General features: G+C 53.7%; 17 protein-coding genes. 9 read left to right on the forward strand and 8 right to left on the reverse strand.

The genetic code is table 11. The features are described from left to right. Positions 1-432: 432 nt before the first annotated feature. The 5 genes from tnpB to ACR0B5_RS05820 all read left to right on the forward strand — a co-directional run bounded on the left by tnpB (position 433) and on the right by ACR0B5_RS05820 (position 2,257). Entirely contained in the window at positions 433-714 is a 282-nt protein-coding gene (tnpB, locus tag ACR0B5_RS05800) for an IS66 family insertion sequence element accessory protein TnpB (RefSeq protein WP_480539089.1), read from the forward strand. Between the two features lie 21 nt (positions 715-735). Next, a complete protein-coding gene (locus ACR0B5_RS05805) occupies positions 736-1,119 on the forward strand; it encodes a hypothetical protein (RefSeq protein WP_480539091.1) in 384 nt (127 codons plus the stop codon). A 12-nt stretch (positions 1,120-1,131) separates the two neighbouring features. After that, positions 1,132-1,413 (forward strand): transposase, encoded by a 282-nt coding sequence (locus ACR0B5_RS05810; RefSeq protein ID WP_480539093.1) that lies wholly within the window; start codon positions 1,132-1,134, stop codon positions 1,411-1,413. A gap of 98 nt (positions 1,414-1,511) precedes the next feature. After that, positions 1,512-2,177: an IS66 family transposase gene (locus tag ACR0B5_RS05815; RefSeq protein ID WP_480539095.1), complete on the forward strand. Its 666-nt coding sequence runs from the start codon at positions 1,512-1,514 to the stop codon at positions 2,175-2,177. 14 nt (positions 2,178-2,191) lie between these two features. After that, positions 2,192-2,257 carry a hypothetical protein gene (locus ACR0B5_RS05820; protein ID WP_480539311.1) on the forward strand — a complete coding sequence of 22 codons (66 nt, stop codon included), beginning with the start codon at positions 2,192-2,194 and terminating at the stop codon, positions 2,255-2,257. Between the two features lie 109 nt (positions 2,258-2,366). On the opposite strand, the gene ACR0B5_RS05825 is transcribed toward ACR0B5_RS05820, so the two are convergent. The 7 genes from ACR0B5_RS05825 to ACR0B5_RS05855 form a co-directional block, all read right to left on the reverse strand. Beyond that, the gene (locus ACR0B5_RS05825) at positions 2,367-4,166 is read right to left on the reverse strand and encodes an NAD(P)-binding domain-containing protein (RefSeq protein WP_480539097.1); all 1,800 of its coding nucleotides are present in this window, start codon (positions 4,164-4,166) and stop codon (positions 2,367-2,369) included. A 148-nt stretch (positions 4,167-4,314) separates the two neighbouring features. Beyond that, entirely contained in the window at positions 4,315-6,054 is a 1,740-nt protein-coding gene (locus ACR0B5_RS05830; protein ID WP_480539099.1) for a sigma-54-dependent Fis family transcriptional regulator, read from the reverse strand. A gap of 1,895 nt (positions 6,055-7,949) precedes the next feature. After that, entirely contained in the window at positions 7,950-9,455 is a 1,506-nt protein-coding gene (locus tag ACR0B5_RS05835) for a S8 family serine peptidase (RefSeq protein WP_480539101.1), read from the reverse strand. 74 nt (positions 9,456-9,529) lie between these two features. After that, positions 9,530-9,853, reverse strand: a complete 324-nt coding sequence (locus ACR0B5_RS05840) for a hypothetical protein (protein ID WP_480539103.1) — start codon at positions 9,851-9,853, stop codon at positions 9,530-9,532. Positions 9,854-9,869: 16 nt separating this feature from the next. Then, positions 9,870-10,613 carry a copper chaperone gene (locus ACR0B5_RS05845; RefSeq protein WP_480539105.1) on the reverse strand — a complete coding sequence of 248 codons (744 nt, stop codon included), beginning with the start codon at positions 10,611-10,613 and terminating at the stop codon, positions 9,870-9,872. After that, a complete protein-coding gene (locus ACR0B5_RS05850) occupies positions 10,610-12,217 on the reverse strand; it encodes a tyrosinase family protein (RefSeq protein ID WP_480539107.1) in 1,608 nt (535 codons plus the stop codon). The genes ACR0B5_RS05845 and ACR0B5_RS05850 overlap by 4 nt, the downstream gene beginning before the upstream one ends. 3 nt (positions 12,218-12,220) lie before the next feature. Further along, entirely contained in the window at positions 12,221-12,652 is a 432-nt protein-coding gene (locus tag ACR0B5_RS05855; RefSeq protein ID WP_480539109.1) for a hypothetical protein, read from the reverse strand. A 1,126-nt stretch (positions 12,653-13,778) separates the two neighbouring features. Between ACR0B5_RS05855 and ACR0B5_RS05860 the strand changes: the two genes are divergently transcribed. The 3 genes from ACR0B5_RS05860 to ACR0B5_RS05870 all read left to right on the forward strand — a co-directional run bounded on the left by ACR0B5_RS05860 (position 13,779) and on the right by ACR0B5_RS05870 (position 16,389). Next, positions 13,779-14,072 (forward strand): hypothetical protein, encoded by a 294-nt coding sequence (locus ACR0B5_RS05860; RefSeq protein ID WP_480539111.1) that lies wholly within the window; start codon positions 13,779-13,781, stop codon positions 14,070-14,072. A gap of 997 nt (positions 14,073-15,069) precedes the next feature. Further along, complete coding sequence (locus ACR0B5_RS05865; protein ID WP_480539113.1) at positions 15,070-15,354, forward strand: hypothetical protein; 285 nt, start codon at positions 15,070-15,072, stop codon at positions 15,352-15,354. Between the two features lie 789 nt (positions 15,355-16,143). Beyond that, positions 16,144-16,389: a glycine zipper 2TM domain-containing protein gene (locus ACR0B5_RS05870; protein WP_480539115.1), complete on the forward strand. Its 246-nt coding sequence runs from the start codon at positions 16,144-16,146 to the stop codon at positions 16,387-16,389. 162 nt (positions 16,390-16,551) lie between these two features. Here ACR0B5_RS05870 and ACR0B5_RS05875 read toward each other — a convergent pair whose 3' ends face one another. Next, entirely contained in the window at positions 16,552-17,619 is a 1,068-nt protein-coding gene (locus ACR0B5_RS05875) for a LacI family DNA-binding transcriptional regulator (protein WP_480539117.1), read from the reverse strand. A 127-nt stretch (positions 17,620-17,746) separates the two neighbouring features. Between ACR0B5_RS05875 and ACR0B5_RS05880 the strand changes: the two genes are divergently transcribed. Beyond that, a complete protein-coding gene (locus ACR0B5_RS05880; RefSeq protein WP_480539119.1) occupies positions 17,747-19,252 on the forward strand; it encodes a sugar ABC transporter ATP-binding protein in 1,506 nt (501 codons plus the stop codon). The last annotated feature ends 11 nt before the right edge of the window (positions 19,253-19,263 follow it).

Below are 19,263 nucleotides of genomic sequence, written 5' to 3' on the forward strand. Positions count from 1 at the left end.
AATGCGTTTTTAGTCACCGTGATACCAAGTTTGGAGATAGCGGCGAGCCAGCCTTTCATACTTGTTCCACTGAACGGCCATCACTCAACCAGAAATGGCTTAACATGACACCCGTGTGGCAATGTTTACTCTTGCTTGTGACTCGGTTAGGTCGTCCGGCTGTTGCGATCCCAGCCATATGTGGTTCCTTATGATGTTGAGGATCTCTTTGTTCCGATCGAGATTTTGCCTGACGCATCTCAGCAACCAATACAACCGCACACGAGCGCTACGATCCAGATCGAAGCAGGTGGCGCGATCATTCGGGTTCCGCTGAACATTGATGCAGCGTGTGTCGCCGAACTGGCGCGGGCACTCTCGGTACATTGCTTCCCGGGCAGTCAGTCAAAGTCCTGGTCGCGACGAAGCCGGTAGACTTCCGCAAAGTCCATAGTGCTTGGCTGTTGTTTTGCAAAATTAGCTTGGACTAGACCCAAATTCCGGCATCGCGGTCGTATTCCGGCCCAAGCGTGGTGTCAGATCAAAGTTCTCTATTGGGGTGTGTCAGGCTTCGTAGTGACTAATATGCGTCTCGAACACAGCAAGTTTACCTGGCCTGCGATCTGGGACTGTGTGAAGCTTCTGTCTCGCGCGCAGTTCGAGGTATTGTTTGTTGGTCTCGACTGGCGGCGAGTTTATACGTGTCGGGTACGCAGGCCTTCTGCGGCAGAGTGACTCGGGCCATAGAAACATACTATGCTGAAGCCGATGTCTTGTATCTTCCGGGCTACGGATTTACCTAAAAGAGACATTGATCTGAATGTGTTACCGCTAGATATCACTGCTGCGATAAAAGGGTTTGTCGAGATCACAGAACGACAAGAGGCTCTGATTCAAGAACTGGTAAAGGCGCTCAATGGCGAGGAACTCGAAAAGCTGTCTGAAAATGAATGCAAACTAGTCTTTAACGCTCTTGATACAGCCTTTTCTGAGGTTGAGATTGCACGCGACGCTGCCCCGATGATGCAACATGCGACTAAAGAGAAACGGCAACCTGTAAAGCGCAACATCGGCAATCTATCGGGTCATCTGCTCCGGATCGAGGAGGTCATCGAAACCGAGAGCCTTAACTGCCCCTGAGGTTGCAGTGAGATGCACAAAATCGGTCAGGACCGCAGCGAGCGGCTAGACATTATCTCTACGCAGCTTTGCGTGATCGTCACTATTGGTCCAAAATACGCCCGCCGCACTTGCACCGGTCGCGTAGTGCAGATGCCAGCTCCAGCCCACTTGATCGAAGGCGCGCTACCAACCGAGGCGCTCATCGCGCATGTTCTAGTTAGCAAATATAGCTATCACCTACCTTTCTACAGGCAGTCTCAATTCCTTGCTCGATCCGGCATTGACTTACACTGCTCCACCTTGGCGGATTGACTCGGTAAGGCATCCTTCGATTTCGCCGCGGCTATCGATTGTATGGCAGCGGATTTGAAAAGCTCCATCAAGCTCTACATGGATGAAACGACCGCGCATTGCTGGGCCTAAGAAAGGAAAAAACCAAAACCGGTTGTCTCTGGACGCTTGCCTACGATGACCGACGTTGGGGCTGTGATGATCCGCCCGGTTTTGTATTCCACTATGCCGGTTGCCGCATTGGGCGACACGCGGAAGTCTTGCTCACCGGCCTCAACAGTATCCTGCAAGTCGATGGCTACGTCGGATACAACCGGTTGACCCGATCCAGTCGCAAGGGAGGCGACCCCGCCATCGTCGCGCAGTGTTGGGCCCATGCACGACGCAAGTTGCCTGAAGTCTACGACCGCGATGGTTCCGAGATCGCAGCTGAAGGTCTGCCCCAGATCGCAGATCCCTATGCTGCTAGGGCTGGGATCAAAGGCATGAGCGCCTACAATCGGCTGGCTGCACGAACCACGCGCAGCGCCCTCTTTGATTGCCGTCTTCGCTGCATGGCTAACCGCAAAACGCGCTCGCATCTCCAAGAAATCCCACCTCGGCGAAAACTCGCCTATATCACCAACCATTGGTCGGGCTTGCAAGCCTTCCTGACCGATGGTCGGATCGAGATGGACAGCAACCCTGTCGAAAACATGATCCGACCCATCGCCCTGAACTGCAAAAACACGCTCTTCGCTGACCATGACGAAGGCGGAAAAGCACGAGCCCTATCGTCTCACTAGTCGAAACCGCTAAGATCAATGGGGTCGACCCGTTTGACCATCTCAATACAACCCTCGAACTTATTGCCCAAAGGTCATAGCGGCTTGAAGGAACTCCTCGCGTGGAACTTGAAACCTGCACGCGTGTGATTAAGTTGGGCTCAGACATCACTTACATTGAAAGTCCGCGTCTTGGCTCTAGCGCATACTCTAACTGAGGTGATGCACTTCTTGCAGGCCGTAGACCTTCGTCGGGATACCCTCCATTCGGGCTTTTATTTGCAACGACAGGAACTGTGAATAGTGCCTGGACTGGTGCAAGTTTCCACCATGCATCCAAAGGTTCGGAACCTGTGTTGGCTTCCACATATTGCGTTGCTCGCCTTCCCAAGGCCCCGGGTCCTTGGTTGTGTCAGAGCCCAGACCCCAGCATTTCCCAAGCCGATCTGCCATATCCTGACCCATCAGGTCCGCGACCCAGCCGTTCATCGAGTTATACCCGGTCGCATAGACCACCAGATCGGCATCCAGATGCGTGCCGTCATCAAGGATAACTCCGGTTTCATCAAGCGCGATGACCTGACCGCGTTTCAGCTTGATCTCGCCATCAATGATCAACTGGCTGGCCCCGATATCGATGTAGTAGCCCGATCCGCGACGCAGGTATTTCATGAACAGCCCGCTGTCGTCATCGCCCCAATCCAGCCAGAACCCGGCCTTTTCCAGGCCGTCATAGAACTCTTTGTCTTGCTCTTTCATCGCGGCATAGGCCGGAATCTGGAATTCATGAAGAATGCGATAGGGCAGAGAAGCAAAGATCAGATCGGCCTTTTCGGTCGTCATACCAGACCGCACCGCACGTTCAGAATAAAGATCGCCCAGTCCGATTTCCATGAGGGTGTCCGAGCGGACAATATGGGTTGAGGACCGCTGCACCATTGTCACATCGGCATCGTTTTCCCAAAGCGCCGCGCAGATGTCGTGGGCCGAGTTGTTGGACCCCACCACAACGACCTTTTTACCAGCCCATTTGTCGGGACCTTCATGTTCCGACGAATGCACCTGTTCGCCTTTGAAAACATCCATACCCGGAAAATCAGGCATGCGTTTCTTGCCGGACATCCCCGTCGCCATGATCAGTTGCTTGGGCCGCAATACAACCTCTTCGCCGTCCCGGTCCACCGTGATGGTCCATTCGCCCCTGTCTTCGTCAAACGTGGCGGATTTGGCCGTCGTGCGCGTCCAATAGTTCAGCTCCATCACCTTGGTGTACATCTCAAGCCAGTCACCGATCTTGTCCTTGGGCGAGAACACGGGCCAGTTTTCCGGGAACTTGATATAGGGCAGATGGTCATACCAGACCGGATCATGCAGGCAGAGGGATTTGTAGCGATTGCGCCAACTGTCGCCAGGCCGGTCGTTCCGTTCGACGATGATCGTCGGCACACCCAGCTGACGCAGCCGCGCGCCCATGGCGATCCCACCCTGACCACCGCCAATGATGACGCAGTAGGGCTGTGTTGCGTAGCCCAATTCAGCCTCTTCCTGCGCCCGTTCTTCTGCCCATGTGGTCCTGTGTTTGCCCGCACCATGCTTGGCCCCAAGTGGGCGGTTGAACCCTTTGGGCTCTTCATGACCTTTCAGCTCGACCATCGTGGTCAGAAAGGTCCATATCTTGCCATCCTTGAGGCGGATCAACCCGTAGCCGCGTGCCACTTCGGTTTCGAACTCGATCCAAGCCGTGGTTATTCCGCCGTCTTCTGTGGGCACTTCTCCTTCGGCTATTTTCCAACCACTCGGCTTGGTTGTGGCCAGCTGATGCGATAGCATATCTGCCACCTGCGCCTTGCCCTCGACCGTTTTAATATTCCAGGTAAAGCTTACCAGATCGCGCCAATAGCAATCGTCTTGGAACATATCGCAGGCGGCATCGATATCGCCTTGGGACAAAGCCGCGCCGAAGTCATCCAGAAACCCCTGCACCTGATCCGAGAGTGTTGTGTCGAGCATATCATCCTCCCTATCTCCACAGAGCAGAAGGCTGGCAAATCCGCGACCCTTCGGGCAAGCGGATTTGGCGCATAAACACTTGGTGCGGTCCAAAAACGCCATTGCTTGTTGCGCGCGCAACAAGGGCGCAACACGGGTACATATGCGTTTAAGCGGGCGGTCTAAGCCCGGCTTTTCGCATACGGCGCAGGATCGTCGATCGGTTCACACCAAGGCGCCTTGCCAGTTGGGACATGTTCCAATCGCAAGCACGCAGAAGTGCTTCCAGATCATCTGAGTCCTGCTTTTGCGTAGGGGCTAGTGCCGGGGCGGGCAAATCCGTTAAGTCGATGATGTTGTCCTGACACAGGGCGACCGAACTTTGCAGCAGGTGTTCCAGTTCACGAATATTGCCGAGCCACAATCGTGATTTCAGGTCGGCGCGGGCAGCGGTCGAGAGGCGAATATCATGTCTGGCAAACCGTCGGAGCAGACGATCAATCAGCCAATCCAGATCCGCACGGTGGCGCAAAGGCGGCAGAGACACTGTGGCCCCCGCAATCCGGTGCAGCAGATCTTCGCGCAGACTGCCCTGCAATCCGGCAGGGGGCTGCCGGCATGACGCGATGATCCTCAGATCAGCCCGCCGCTCAAGCACTGCCAAAAGAGAGGCCTGCGCAGGCTCGCTCAGGTCTTCAACGCCGCGCAGGAACAGTGTGCCGGGTTCGATAGCATGGCAGAAATTGAATGTTGGCGTGTCGCAGCAGATCACGGTGTGGAAATCCTGTGTCGCAGGATCAGCCATATGGATCGCGCGCGCCAGCTTGGTCTTGCCCGTCCCGCTTTCACCAGTCAGCAAAAGCGGCAGATTAGTCGGCGCAAGACGCGCAGCTTTGTTCAAAAGTTGCTGAAGGCTCGCATCCGGCCCTGCAAAGCTCCCAAGGGCACCAGGCAGAACCTTTTCCCGTTTGCGCAGAGCTGCCGTCATCTGCGGCGTCTGTGGCGCAACGGCATGACCATAGAGCGCGCGCCCATCCTTGAGGTGTAGAACGCGGTCTTCGGACGGTCTGCCGCGCATGAACTCGGGCATGTCATCAACGCTGATTTCAAGCCAGTCCTGCAATTGCGACCCAATCAGGTGGCCCGAACTGTCCGGGTCCAGCGCACGTCGGGCCCCCGAGGTCATACCGATGATCTTGCCGCCTCCGTCCACTGCAACCGCCGCTTCGGGATCGACCTCAAGAAACTCGGGGCTGGCTGAAAAGCGCAGGACCCAATCTCGCCGGGTCGATGCCATCAGGTTTGCCATTTCGACGCGACGGGCGGAGTTCGTCACCAATGTCATGGCCAGATTCTGCGACGCCTTTGGTGAGGGTCCACGCAACAATGACACATCCAGAACAGCCGCAAGAGCTCCTTTGGTGTCAAAAATAGGCGCTGCCGTGCAAGACAGCGGCGTATGCGTGATCGAAAAATGATCGCCCTGATGGATAGTCACTGGCTGACCTGTAACAATGCACGACCCCACTCCGTTCGTTCCTGCCAACTCTTCCGTCCACTTGAAACCCAGATGAAGACCCGCAGTTCTGAGCTCGTCCTCGAAGTTCCGGTCGCCAAAGAAATCGACGCAGACGCCATCTGCATCCGCAAGCAGCAGGACGTAGTTCTGCCCTGCCACCTGCGCAAACAGCGATTGCAGTCCCGAGCGCGCCGTTGCGATCAGACGTTCGGATTGTTCCAGATGTTCACGGAATTTGGTGTAAGTTAGGATGTGCGCAGGTTCCTGTCGTGAGGGATCCATACCATAGGTTTCAACACATCGCTGCCAGCTATCCGCGACAAGTCGGTCGCGCCCCGTATCGAACCCGCTTAAGACACGGTCAATCTCTTTTGAGTGCTGGCGATCCAACAGCGTCCCGTCCTACAAATCCATCCTAAAAATAGCATGAGGATGGCTTCGCGCCTATGTTCAAATTTCGCCCGGCAAACGATTGGCGCTTTACCTCGTCAAGCTGACCAGCGTTGAACGTGCAGAGTATGGCCCTTGGGCTCATCGCGGATATTCTCCGCTTCTTGAACGGCTTGCAGGTTTGAAAACCCAGAATTTTCGGTCCTGTATGGCGACCCGTCGGCAAAGCGGAAAGGCTGTGTGAAAACTCTGACTGTCCGGAACAATTTGCCAAGAGAGCCTATCATGTCGATATCCAACTCCACTTTAAGCGAGTTGAGGCCACCAATTTACCTGAAAGTCCCTCTCTCCCAACCCTCGGGTCTGCCAATCAGAAAAATTCTATACTCTTCTTCCTCTGAGAAAGCGAGGTTCTTGGCCAGGTGCATGTTTTAAATCGCCTCGAGTGTCTTTCCTGGATTGCGTTTCCCAAATATGCCGGATCCAGCTGGCGTTTCTACATTCGCCTCTATGCGGTCAATAGAGGCTTCGGACGTTTTTTTAACTGAGTCATACAATTGAGAGAGGTATGTTACTTTTTCCAGCCCTAGATTCTGGCCCCGACCTTGTTCACGTTCGACACGATCTTGGATTGACGATTCAAAAAATGTTTAGAATCAGACTACTTCGTGCGCATACCCACGCCACTGACTCAAAAGATCGTCTTTACCTGAGAACCATATTCCTAGAACAAAACGACACCAAAGCGTGCTTATGGCCGCAAACCGAGCGGCACTTTTTAGGCAGTTTCGCTCTATGGCCCCATACTCGGTTTAGTCTACGCGCCTCTATAGAGTCTATTTATCTGCCAGGAAAACGTTTGAGAGGCTCAACTTCGCCAACAAAAGTTTCGTTACCGCCTCCAAAACTTAATCAGAGGCTCAAGAAGATGGTCAATTGACGCAATAGAGCTGTCATCCTGAACAATACTCGTAGGTCGAACGAAACTACTACTGAAGGTCGACGAAAACCTTGTTTGCTTCCTAGTCTCTATTCTTGGATTGGCATGCTTAACCCCGTTTGCCACGCGTTTGAAAAGATCAAGTTTTTCGATCATATTTGGGTGCTTCGAGTATAGATCGAAGAACCTTTTTCTATGAAATTTCTGTCCGGTAACCTATTCGTACTAGTAGTACGTCATAACGATAGCACAAACGGCAGCGCCAACATCAAAGTTGGTTTTAGAAAACGGTCAGTATTTTGCAATTCCGGCTTCGTCAAAAAAAGATCTGGTAACCTAGCTTTGGATTCTGGCACGCCCGCTTCTTAAAGCTCCTCAGCAAGAATCGACAATATTCAGGACGCTTTATCTCTAGTCACGCTGCAAAGATCTCTAACTGCGTGTGACGTCCACCGGGGTGCCGTTCGAAGTAAAGGGCATGGCCTACGGTAACTACGGCGGCACCAAGGTTTCAACTATTGACGTTGCAGATATCCACTAAGCGATTGTGTTAAGGTTCCAACACAAAGCCGTCGTTGATTTCGACAGAGCTGCACTCGCGGCGAATGTCTGCTTGGTGGCCTGGGTAAGGGGCAACAAGTCCCAAGGGCTGCATTTGCAGCAAATGACTGATATGAAAGGTCGCACATCAAAAACGGTTGATTTAGATAGATATGAGCTATCGACGGCCATTAATAGGGAACGAATAGTGCGTGCCCGTTGCCTTGCCGCCTTTGGCCGGTCAGTGGATGCTGCGCAAGCAGTTGTCCTAGTTTTTAACCTGTGCACCGTTTCATCGTCGCGGCTGTCAGTTGATTGGAAGGTGGCGAAGAAGTGGCATGGCATGTCGAATAACACAGCTCGTTTTCCACTTCACCCAACCCTCTTTCAAAATGTAGAGGCTTTGCCCCCAGCCTCAGATCACACTCAAGGCAGCACCTACATCCAACAGCCCTGGGCCTGTCGCGCCATCGCGCCCGGGAGCGGCCTGTTTGCCGCCCATATTTGCGTTGCTTGCCGGGTTAGCGGTGCCTGCAACAATATCCCGGCTGCTTTGATCAAAGGCTTGCTTGAGATCGCTGGTCGTGAGACCGGGGTTCTTTTCCAACAATAAAGCAATCGCGCCAGCCAGTTGCGGCGCCGCGGCAGATGTCCCGCTGATCACTGCCCAGCCATCATTGATACCGGTGCCGTCGTTGTTCTGGCGGTCAATCTCACAGCCGGGTTGCAAAGGCAGCATAATGTATTTCGCCCCATTGTTCGCCAACCCCACCAGACCACAGACATCGGGTACCGCGCGCCCGGGATAGATGGCGGAGTCAAAAGCGCTGGCATAGTCGGAGGCTTGCATCGCACCATCCTGAGCCACAAAAACACCACCGGCCGATATCACCTCGGGCATCATGCCCGGAAAGGCGACATGCCCGTTGCCAGCTGAAAAGACGATGATCGTACCTGCTGCTGTGATCGCTTGAATTTCAGCCTCTAGCGCTTTGAGATTGTTGGGTAGCGACGTCAGGTGCGTGTTGCTTGTCCGAGCGCCGGTCAATGGGTTAACTGGACACATGTCGTACCCCAGACTGACCGAAATGATGTGCGGGTTATGCTGCATCGCGGTTTGCAGCCCTTCGAGGATGGTCGCACCATTTGCTGGGAAGTTCTCATTGTCGAGCTTGACGCCAGTGAACTCACATTGCGGGGCTAGCGCCAGGACGTTGGCAGATTCCGCTGTGCCATGCCCGTTGCCATCCAGATCGATATCTGTTGCACCCGGTGCCAGCACGGTTTGGGTATTGTACCCATGTTCAGTGAAATAGGCGTGGTCCATGGCAAAGCCGCTGTCGATCATCGCAACACGCACACCTTTGCCCGTCAGCCCCTGACGCTGCGCAGCGTCCGCATTCAACAGCATAGTCAGGTCACCCGGCACGCGCAGATGGTGATACCCAACCGTGGGCGGTAGGCCAGAGGTTGTGCCGGGAAAAATCGTGTTCATGTAGATATGTGGCCATTGGATGTAAGCGTCGTCGATCATCTCACTGAGCGTCGCGTCAGGGTTCCACGATGCGTCGTCTCCGGGGAAGTAGAAGGCGTTCGACTGGCATTTTTGCCCGTCAGAAAAGGGCAGTTCATGGCGCGAAAGCTTGGTACCAAAGATTGCCTCATATTGCTTGCGCGTGCATCTTGCAGTGATCGACATCTTCCCGGCTCCTGTGACCTCGAAGCCCATCTTTTTCAGTTGCTCGATGGTCTTTTTGACATGGGCTTCATCCGGGCGCATGTCGCTCAGTGCTGCTGGAGTCATCGCGCCGGAAAACCGTACAGGTCCGACGTTGCTGCCCGCGCCGGGAAGGGTAATGGCGACGCGGACCGTGTCGGACGCCTTGCGACGTGTGTGTCTTTGGGAACGTGATTTGTTCATGAAAATTTCTCCTTGCAATAAAGCAGGGAAAATACCCTGCGGTGGTCAGTTAAAAGGCGGGCAGTTCCGGAATGCTAGAGCCCGCCGGTCATGCGCCGTGCCGGTGGCGCGATCGAAAGCGCGTCAACATAAGGGGCGATGGCGTCAGGTGGGGTGACTTTGATGTCGGGGCCGATGCCGCCGCCAATCGCGTCAGCCGGTCGCGAATCTTGGTTCAGGTTAGTTAGATCCGTACCGAAAACCACATCAAACGCCGCCGCAGATGCGACATAGGATAGGGTTGTAAGGCCCCCTCCGGTCAGCGCGATGTCATGATCTGCGAAATAAGCGGTGATCGCTTCGCGCGCAGCCTCGGTTCGACCTTCCGAGGTCAAGGTCACGGCGAATTTTATATCCATAACCGTGATCCTTGTTTCATGCTACAACCCTTAGTCGGCGTATTTGATGCAGACCAGCGCGCACTGCGCGCAAAGGCAAACGGAACCCAAACGCCGGTTTTTGTGGAGCTTCGACCCGTTCGGCCCAAATCCACAACGCAGCGACTAACATCCACACCGGGCTTTGGCCGGAGACGACCATGGCGACGACCATCAAGGGCGCACAGCTTGCCACGCACCAAAGGCTGTAAGCTGTGCCAAAACTTACAGACCGGCCAATAGGTGTTTGACCATAGCGGGAGAGCGGTGGGCGGGCGTGGCAGGCGTTTAACGTCTTTTGCTTCCAGTGGGTCACCTGCCATGCCAAAGTCAGCGTCAACGCCAGCGCTCCTGCGACCATGGGTGACGGAGTGACCACTATGATCAGAATTGCAACAATGACAAGAGCGACACCTGACAGCATCCAAACGCCTAGATAGCCCAACAAAAATCCCGCTGTGGCACGTGTTTGATCGCGGCTAAGGCTTCGGGTGCGTATGTGGTTCAGGGCAGGCCCAGCCAAAGGCAACATCATTGCCACCACCATCAAAACCCAGCTAGCTGCCAAATGCTCAGGCGGTATCCAAGACAACGAATAGGACACTTCCGCACTGCTGGGCAGACCAGTGATTAATGCCCCAGTGCACATAACCGGTAGCAACCCAAGAGGCCCGCTGCTGGCCAGGATCACACCCCAAGCCAGGGTCGCAAGGCTCCAGTGGAAAGGTACGGTTGGTGTCATTGGCTTTGACGGTAGAGACTGATATTGCCAATCTCTACCCCGGCTCCGACTGGAACGTCGCCTGCGGGCACAAGATCAACGCTCAATTCATTCACGCCCAATGCGCCTTCCAGATGTAGTCGGTCGACAATGTCAGTGATCTCGAGTACGTGAGTGATCCCGTTGCCCGCGTGGAGATCTTCGGGATCGCTAGCCAGCGCGCTGCCAAACAGCGATACGGTGCCTGCAAGATTCTCAGGTGCATCCGTGGGATCCATTCCTTCGGCCAGACCGACATAGACCTTGAATACCACCGCATCCGATTTTGATCGTACATTTTCTAGGTTTAGAAACACTCGATCTGGAAGACTGGGTGTTTCCACTGAGCCTGTTAAAGTCGAGGTCAATCGCGTCATCGAAGGCGTATCCAGCATGACGCCGCTGCGCTGAGTCGTGGTGCCAGCAAACGTCACTTTGGCAGACCCTGAACCGATCATCTCGACTGTTTTTTCACTTGAGTTCGAGGTCATCGTCAAAGCTCCTGTCATTGCGACCGCTGTGGCGTCGAGCCCAAGACGCGCCACCCGGTCCGACAACGTGTCCGCAGGTATATCGGGGCCAGGTGTCAGATCATCGTACTCGTACTGTAAGTCCACAAGGCTAACCATCTCGCCCGGCGCAAAGGTCCATTGCGTCCCATCTGGCCGCGGCATCGCAAAGGCGCGGTCACCCTGTGCGGCGGGTCCATCGTTCCAGTTCGCTCCACTGGGATTGCGCCAATCGTTTGGGTTGATCTGAGGTTTGCCAGGTGGAAAGCTGTTCCAGCTTTCCCACAAGCGGTCGATGTTGCAATGGTGCAGCCAAAAGATCGGGTCCAAAGCCGCCGTGCGCGGATCGCTCATCAAGCCTGGGATAGGAATTTCGTGGTTTGGCGGCGGAAGTGGGAGGAAGTCTGTTGGGCTTTGCGCACCGATGCGTACGTGTACAGTGTTGTGGGGTTGCCATTCTGCCCCACCATTTTCGCCGCCCGACCAATTGAAAGACGTCGGTGGCCCTCCAAACCCAGTACTTCCGCCATTACCGGGGCCAGAAAATTCACGATCTGACATGGGGTTCAAGCTTATCTCGGTTGCAGGTTCATACATTGGGTCCAAGGCCATCGGCCCCCAACGTTGCGGCACAAACAAGGGATTGTCATCCGCGCCATCAGGCCATGCGGGAGAGCGAAAGGCCGGGGGGATCTGACCGCGCCCTACTTCCAGATAGTTCCAATAAGGTAGGGCCCAAGTGTCGTGGGGGCCGCCCAAAACCTGAATCTCGTTTCGTATCATCTGTTCGAGCGCCAACAGGTAGCCGCGATGCCAAGGAAGAAAGAACCAGCTTTGGTGCTGACACTGGTTGATATAGGTGTCGATGTCGGCCTGGGTTGGTTCTGCTTCACCTGCGCTAGTGATGCCCTGAATGTCCCACAACACCCGCAAATAGCCGTGAATGGCACCGTAGAATTTCCATGATGTGATATCGTCCAGTGGGCGGGCCTGCATTGCTTTGATCCCGCGTGCATACCACAGAACCGGGTCGGCCCAATCATCTGCTATTTCATAGACATTTTGGCGCGTGAACATGGTCTATCTCCCTAAAATAAATGTCAAAAATAGATCCCGCGTATGCGATGGCGGCGGAAATAGTCTCTGTGAAACCAGCTGTTGCTTGACCGCCGGAACGTGCTTCTGAGAGAATGACCAAACTGATGCTCGTGTCGACTTGATCCACGCCAACAGGCCAATCAGTAGTGATTTACTCGAGGTTTTCATAAACCAATGCTTCACTCCCGGTGTCGACACACCCCATCCGCGACGCATGGGCAAGGTGCCCGTCGTCACCATGCCATTGAGGCCCAATTCCCACACCTCACCGCCAAGAGTGCCGGTCAATTCGAGGTCACAAACGTTGAACTCAAGCGTACCGAGGCCAACAGCGAGATTGCCAAAAGGAACGGCAGGGTACGGATTGTTCAAAAGGCTGCGGAAACTCCACATCCCCGAAATATCATTGGTCATAGCGCTCTCGATCAAAATGGATTATGGAAGTACGCCAATCGGCGGGCCGCAAATGCGCGGCTCAAAATAAAACGCCAAGGATTATAGCGGATTTTTCTGTTTTAGCAACTTTAGGTTCTTCTGTTTCAAGAGTGAAGTGGGTGTGTTTTTGACCGTTTTTACCCACTGCTCACCAGAGTCTGTTCGCCGCTCGCAATTACGCAAATTCTTAGATCAAATGCATGGGCGATTAGTGAATACGAGAACAAATCTGAATATAGAGCCTGCTTATTGGGCTACGAAAAGTGTTGTGTGACACCAGTTCCTGACTAGGAATAGTGTGGGTGAAAATGCCATTTCAGCGAGCTCGCACCGCCGTAGGCGAGTTCTATGAAACTAAAGGAAGAACCAGAGACGACATGGCCCTCGCTCTTTGGGTGCTGGAAAAAGGGTCTGGACCGCGGCTTCAATCCTCTTCGGAGACGAAGCGTTTTGCAGTTGAGCCGGAAGGTTGGTTGCTGACACTAAATGCTTACTTTGAAACCAAGTTCCCAAACTGCAGCGAAGACCCGTTTCGTTCAAACAAATGAGTTGCTCGGCGAAAGCGCTGATTCGGTTTCGCGCAAGTCCTAGAAAATAGTTCACTGGGTTGGAGATCGCACTTTCCTGCTGACTGAATTTAGATTCTTCAAATTATCTTTGAGGTCTATGGCCGTGGTGCTAGCATGTGTTATGGACGTATAGACATCCAGTGACTTAGCATGAAGCGAGCATTTTTTGTCATGCTTGGCATGAGAGAGCAGATTCCCATTGAGACGTTGAGTTCTTTCGTGCAGCTGGCGTGAGCCGCTGATGCTACTTTGATCGACCCGGTTATGCCCGACCCAATACTGGCAAAACGCATGAACAAAACTCGCCTTGGTCAAAACGGACAGTAGGAACAGTTTAATTGAGCTTCGACGTATTACTACGGAAGCTGACCGCATAGGCAACGAGACAGTTTTTCGAATGTTTCAAGGTGCACTTTGCAGAAGGGTCGATTTGAGAACAGGTGTAGACCTGGATCCAAGATCTGTTACTTTGCAACCCTTGGACACGCGTTCCGCGTAAGGTTTTCCAAACTTGTATTGCGCTGTGGGCTACCACATTGTTTGATTTGGCCTTCATGCTATCGGGGCTCTTTGACTACGGCCTGAGATTCAAAGTTGTTTCCTCCATTGTCGGTGCTTTGGCGTCAATCTTTGTTTCAAAGGCGCTGATCAAACACTTTTTTGACGTGGTCCGCTATGCCAAAGCCATACCGTCCAACTTAGCTAAACGACACGACTTTAGGCAGTGCGATGTGGATTTTCTGGACGGGCTTATTCAGTCGAAAGAGCATGACCGAATTGCTATTGTGCCTCATTCATTGGGAACAATCGTTGTCTACGATCACCTTTAAATGCTGCACGCAAAGTTCAACCCTGTTTAGCGCAAGGAACTGTACGGACAACTTGAACGCGACCGTCTGGAGCAAATGTTACGCGAAGGGCTTAGAAACAAAACACTGGTTAGCGACGCCAATCAGGCGCGAAAAGCGAAAACTTTGGCAGAGGCAAAGAAGCAAGGAACTTCCTGGAACAAAACGGACCTTGTGAATCTTGGATCACTTCTGACCAATGCAGAGTTTTTGGTGGCTGAAAGCCACGAGGCTCTCCGGCTCCGCCAAACACGACGGGCCCCGCCGACCTGCCCACATACATTGGAATATGATGGAGTAATCAAGCTGCATTTTCTGAGTCACTCGAATGAAGACGGTCGCAGATCTATTGACCGGCGCACTCCACATTACGCCGCGCTGTTTGCGTTAACGTGGTAGACTAATCTTTTTTCCGACGAAAAACACATTCTGGCCCGGGATTTGAACTCGGGTCCAATTGGGTCTACTTTTGGGCTTGAAAAGGCTGGCGCGACTATCACAGGTATACTTGACTTCGCGGTTCTACCCAAGTTCGTGCCGGACGGACAGGTAGTCCCGGAGCGCAAGCGTTCGTTCGTTTCATACCACAATTACCGGGCGTTGAAAAAAGACAGCGAGACCGAAGCTGTCGACATGCCACATTATATGGGTAGGTTGCGGGAAGCACTGCAGATTTTACAAAAAGACGCCTAAATGCGGTCTATTGATCGATCATAGATTCTGGCGCTAAGGACTCTGTTTTCGAAACGTACCAACCAGGCAAGAGAGAAGGAGCGCAAGTCAGTCAAGTTGAGCCTGCCCAAGGGTTGAACACGGTGCCCGCCTTCGACCGAATGGTTGGATGAGAGTTTCGAAATTCGATCCGAGATTGCGGAAATGGTTCACAAGTGCTGCGCTTTTTGTGAAAGCCCCACTCAAATTGATACGGAATATAGTATTGGCCTCGTCGGGCGTCGCCGCTCTCTGGCGTCGGCCGAAGATGAGCGGGGGCAATACCACGCTGACCGCTTGGATATGGTCGGTCTGCGAGTTGGAAAACCTACTTTGGATTTGCAGCGACTGTCCGCCGTTGAAGCGTGCCCCGTTTTTTGTAGAAAATCGTATTGGAAATGCGTTCGACAACGTTGGCGCCCTGCGCGATGTTGAAGATGAAAAAGTGATGGACCCTTGCTATGACGACCCATGGGAGCATCTTAGCCTTGTTGCAACTGGTGACGTGGTGCCGGTTTCCGCACTGGGTCAGGCAGCGGCTTCTATACTGTAGTTGGATCGGCTGAGTAAAAGAGGAGACGGTAGAAAGCAATTGAGTCTTATAGACAACGCTTGAGAAAGCTGTCTCTGGCGCCAGATGGGCGAAAACGTGTTGTCGCGCGCTTTTTCGATCCGAAGATACTACCTGTCATGCTGGCGCTGCCAATAGTACCCTTACGAACCTGGCGAAAATACTTAGGATTGGTGTTTTTAGGATCGAATTATTTTTCAAAACGTTTGAACAAAGTGGAACCCGAATGTTTTAGTTCCATGTTGCGGTGCTTTCTTGAAGCAACAGATCAATCTTCCGCCGCAATCCTACCGAAGGGTGGGTTTGGTGGGCGATACTCCGAAGCATTCATGCCGCAGTGGGGCTAATCTCGCTCTCAGCGAGCGACTATGTCTTACTTGAATACGGCGCTGAAAATTCAGACGGCGGTTATCGGCTGAAATACGCACGATGGCCGCTTGGTTCGACGTTCGTAAGGTTTATTCAGCGTGGGCTTAGCAGTCGCAGCGGATATCTACTCTGAGGGCTGCGTTGTAGCATCCACCTGGTCAAGCAAATGGCAGCTATGGGCCGAAAGGAATTGAAAGGCTTTCGTGAGACTTCAACGTCGCGACTAAAATTTCAAAAACTAACTGAAGCTTATAGGCTATGAGAGCAGTAACTGAAGTCCTAAGTTGCGTTCATTAAAATCGGGTTAGCGCCTTGTTAATTCCGGGGACTAGGCATTGCAAGATAGCCACCCACAGACCACCTCACTCGGTAACTCATTTCGTAAATTGAGAGGCGATCAATATGAAGAAGGTAGTGCTGGCCAGCATATTTGGTAGTTCATTGCTTCTGGCGGCATGCGGAGCGCCAACAACACCAACTCAGGCTCAAGCGCAAAACGATGCTCGTTGTACGGCGGGTATACTGGGCGGTGCCGCACTTGGCGGAGTGGTCGGGAACCGGTTCGGTGGTGGAACGGGTAAGACCATTTCTACGGCGGCTGGAGCCGGCCTTGGGATGTATGCTGGTCAATCTGCCTGTCAACAATGACGTTCAATATGAGGTATCGTCCGCAAAATGAATGCTCTCCCGAAAAGCAAGTTCTCAACTTCGGCGAATATTTCTTGGAACAGCCAGCCTTGCTGCGTCCAATTCGAACACTCGATGCCTAGAGTGAGCTGAGGAACGGTTGGTGCAGGGTCCTTGCGCCACCTATGTGTCGCCTAGCAATTTACCCATCGAGCCCGGATTTCTAACCGTACTACCGGGAATAAGCCGAAATCCGACATCCGTCGTGGACTTGGCTGGTTCGCCGTTGATTTGGGCCAGTACCAATTCCGCAGCGATCTGGCCGATTTTTAGGTGGGGTACTGCAATCGAAGTCAGCCGATAAGGTTGAATCGCTGAAATTGGCAAGTCGCCCCATCCGGCAATCCCAATGTCGTTCGGGACGCTCAATCCGATTTTTTGAGCATAGTGAAGCCCGCCAATCGCCATATTGTCATTCTGGTAGAAAACAACTTCGATATCGCGGTGGGAGGCAAGCAGCTGCTCGGTGCCGTAAAATCCGGTATAGAAGCCAGGGGTGTCCTTCAACAGCAGTTGCTTTTCCAGCCGCCCGTTTGCATCCTCGATGGCCTTGGAAAAGCCGTTGAGGCGTGCGGTTGCGGCATTTGCCACGTCATGCGAAGTGCCGACATAACCGAATTTTTGATACTCCATTCCCGCCAGATAGCGACCCATGCTATAGCCGCTGTCAAAGTGGTTCAGCCCCACACACATGTCCAACGGGCTTGAATTGAAATCCCAGATTTCGACCAGCGGGATACCTGCACCACGCAGCATTTGGATGGCTTTTTGGCTGTGCGAGCGACCGGTAATTATCAGCCCGGCAGGTTGCCAGGACAGCACGGTCTCGATCCATTTTTCCTCATGGTCGATTTCGTGCTCGGTGAGGCCGAGTACAGTCTGATGCCCAAACGCACCGAGTTTTCGGTCGATGCCTTCCAGAACCTGCGCGAAGATTTCGTTGCCCAGTTCAGGGATGCTGACCCCGACGAACGTAGACTTTTTGTCACCCGCGAAAACGGTCGCCAAGCGATTCGGCAGGTAGCCCAACCTGTCCACTTCGGCCATGACCTTGGCGCGCGTTTTTTCCGAAAACCCACCTTCATCGCGCAGGACTCGGCTGGCTGTCATCTTCGACACGCCCGCAGCCTTTGCCACCTCAGCAAGGCTTACTTTATTGTTTTTGCTTGATTTTTCAGTTTCACTGCTCATTTACGTTACGGGTAACTCTTTTTTATTGACAATAGCCGGGTCTGCGCGAATGCTAGCGTAACGTTACGGGTAACTCAATACGATGTTGAGGAGCATCAGGGTCACCCAGGTCCAGGAGGAGACTGCCGTGCCCGGCACTGCACAAAACAATCTGTTCTTTGACGGGATAAAGAAGCATTTTGGAGGCACCTATGCGTTGCGCGACGTGTCTCTGAATGTCGAGCGCGGTGAGATTGTCGCGCTGCTGGGCGAAAACGGCGCGGGCAAATCGACCCTCATCAAAATCCTTGGCGGCATTCACAAAGCAGATGAAGGGCGGGTTCTGATCAACGGTGAGCCCTACGAACATCGCCCGGGTGGGTTTGGTGAGCGCCAGTCCGTTGCCTTTATCCACCAGGATCTTGGCATGATCGAATGGATGACCGTGGCCGAGAACATTGCGCTGGCTCTGGGCTATTCCCGAAAAAGCGGTTTGATTAATTGGAAATCCGTAGAGAGCTTTGCGCAAGATGCGCTGGACAAGGTGGGGTGCGAATTCGACCCGACCACACGGGTCCAGGATTTGTCGCGGACCGAGAAGTCTCTGGTCGCGATTGCCCGTGCTTTGGCCGTGGATTGTGACTATCTGGTGCTGGATGAACCAACCGCATCGCTACCAGCGGATGAGGTCGAGCGGCTGTTCGAAGCGTTGCGCCCCCTGAAGGAACAAGGCGTCGGCATGATCTACGTGTCGCATCGGCTGGATGAGATTTTCCAGATCGCCGACCGGGTTGCCGTGCTGCGAGACGGCGAGATGGTTGGCCTTCGCAGCATCGACCACACCACACCCGAAGAACTGGTTTACATGATCGTCGGTCGCAAGACTCGGCAGGTGATGAAACCAGACACACCTCCGGGTGCAACGCTGCTTGAGGTGTCTGGCCTGAACATAGAAGCAGCGCATAACGTCAGTTTCAAGTTGCAGACGAATGAAATCGTCGGGCTTGTCGGGCTGCGCGGGGCAGGTCATGAAAATGTCTCTCGTGCGCTGTTCGGGTCGGAAGGGTTTAGTGGCCAGATAACCCTGCATGGTGCAACGCCTGATCTGAGCTCTCCGCAGACCGCGATGGCGTCTGGGATCGGCTTGGTGGCGCGGGACAGAACCGAGGAATCGGTCGCCATGTCACTGACCATCCGCGAGAACACGTTCCTGAATCCGGCAGCAATCGGGCGGTCATTGCTATCGTTCATGGGTCACAGGGCCGAGACAGAGAGCGCCGCGCGGATCGGTGCCGATGTGGCCTTGTCTCCCAATGATCAGAGCATGACGATTGAGAGCCTGTCGGGCGGGAACCAACAAAAAGTTGTCATCGGGCGTTGGCTTGAAACCAAACGCAAGCTGTTGATCTGCGAAGACCCGACCGCGGGTGTCGATGTTGGGGCCAAAGCGGAAATCTACGCGCTCTTGAATCGCGCGATGGAAGACGGCGTTGGCATCATCGTCGTTTCAACCGACTTCGAAGAAGTCGCCGCCATCTGCCACCGCGCCATTGTCTTCAGCCAAGGTCAGATCGTGCGCGAATTGACCGGTACCGAACTGACCACTGAAAACCTGATACAGGCTGCCTCGGCCTCGAACGCCGTGGCAAGTTAAGGAAAACGACT

The organism is Ruegeria sp. AG1 (assembly GCF_056541705.1).

What these genes read in the sequence shown, in the direction of transcription:
- ACR0B5_RS05805 (WP_480539091.1), top strand. Translation starts at nt 736, where the DNA reads ATGCTGAAGCCGATGTCTTGTATCTTCCGGGCTACGGATTTACCTAAA.
- ACR0B5_RS05810 (WP_480539093.1), top strand. Translation starts at nt 1,132, where the DNA reads ATGCACAAAATCGGTCAGGACCGCAGCGAGCGGCTAGACATTATCTCT.
- ACR0B5_RS05825 (WP_480539097.1), bottom strand. Translation starts at nt 4,166, where the DNA reads ATGCTCGACACAACACTCTCGGATCAGGTGCAGGGGTTTCTGGATGAC.
- ACR0B5_RS05835 (WP_480539101.1), bottom strand. Translation starts at nt 9,455, where the DNA reads ATGAACAAATCACGTTCCCAAAGACACACACGTCGCAAGGCGTCCGAC.
- ACR0B5_RS05840 (WP_480539103.1), bottom strand. Translation starts at nt 9,853, where the DNA reads ATGGATATAAAATTCGCCGTGACCTTGACCTCGGAAGGTCGAACCGAG.
- ACR0B5_RS05845 (WP_480539105.1), bottom strand. Translation starts at nt 10,613, where the DNA reads ATGACACCAACCGTACCTTTCCACTGGAGCCTTGCGACCCTGGCTTGG.
- ACR0B5_RS05850 (WP_480539107.1), bottom strand. Translation starts at nt 12,217, where the DNA reads ATGTTCACGCGCCAAAATGTCTATGAAATAGCAGATGATTGGGCCGAC.
- ACR0B5_RS05855 (WP_480539109.1), bottom strand. Translation starts at nt 12,652, where the DNA reads ATGACCAATGATATTTCGGGGATGTGGAGTTTCCGCAGCCTTTTGAAC.
- ACR0B5_RS05865 (WP_480539113.1), top strand. Translation starts at nt 15,070, where the DNA reads ATGAGCGGGGGCAATACCACGCTGACCGCTTGGATATGGTCGGTCTGC.
- ACR0B5_RS05870 (WP_480539115.1), top strand. Translation starts at nt 16,144, where the DNA reads ATGAAGAAGGTAGTGCTGGCCAGCATATTTGGTAGTTCATTGCTTCTG.
- ACR0B5_RS05875 (WP_480539117.1), bottom strand. Translation starts at nt 17,619, where the DNA reads ATGAGCAGTGAAACTGAAAAATCAAGCAAAAACAATAAAGTAAGCCTT.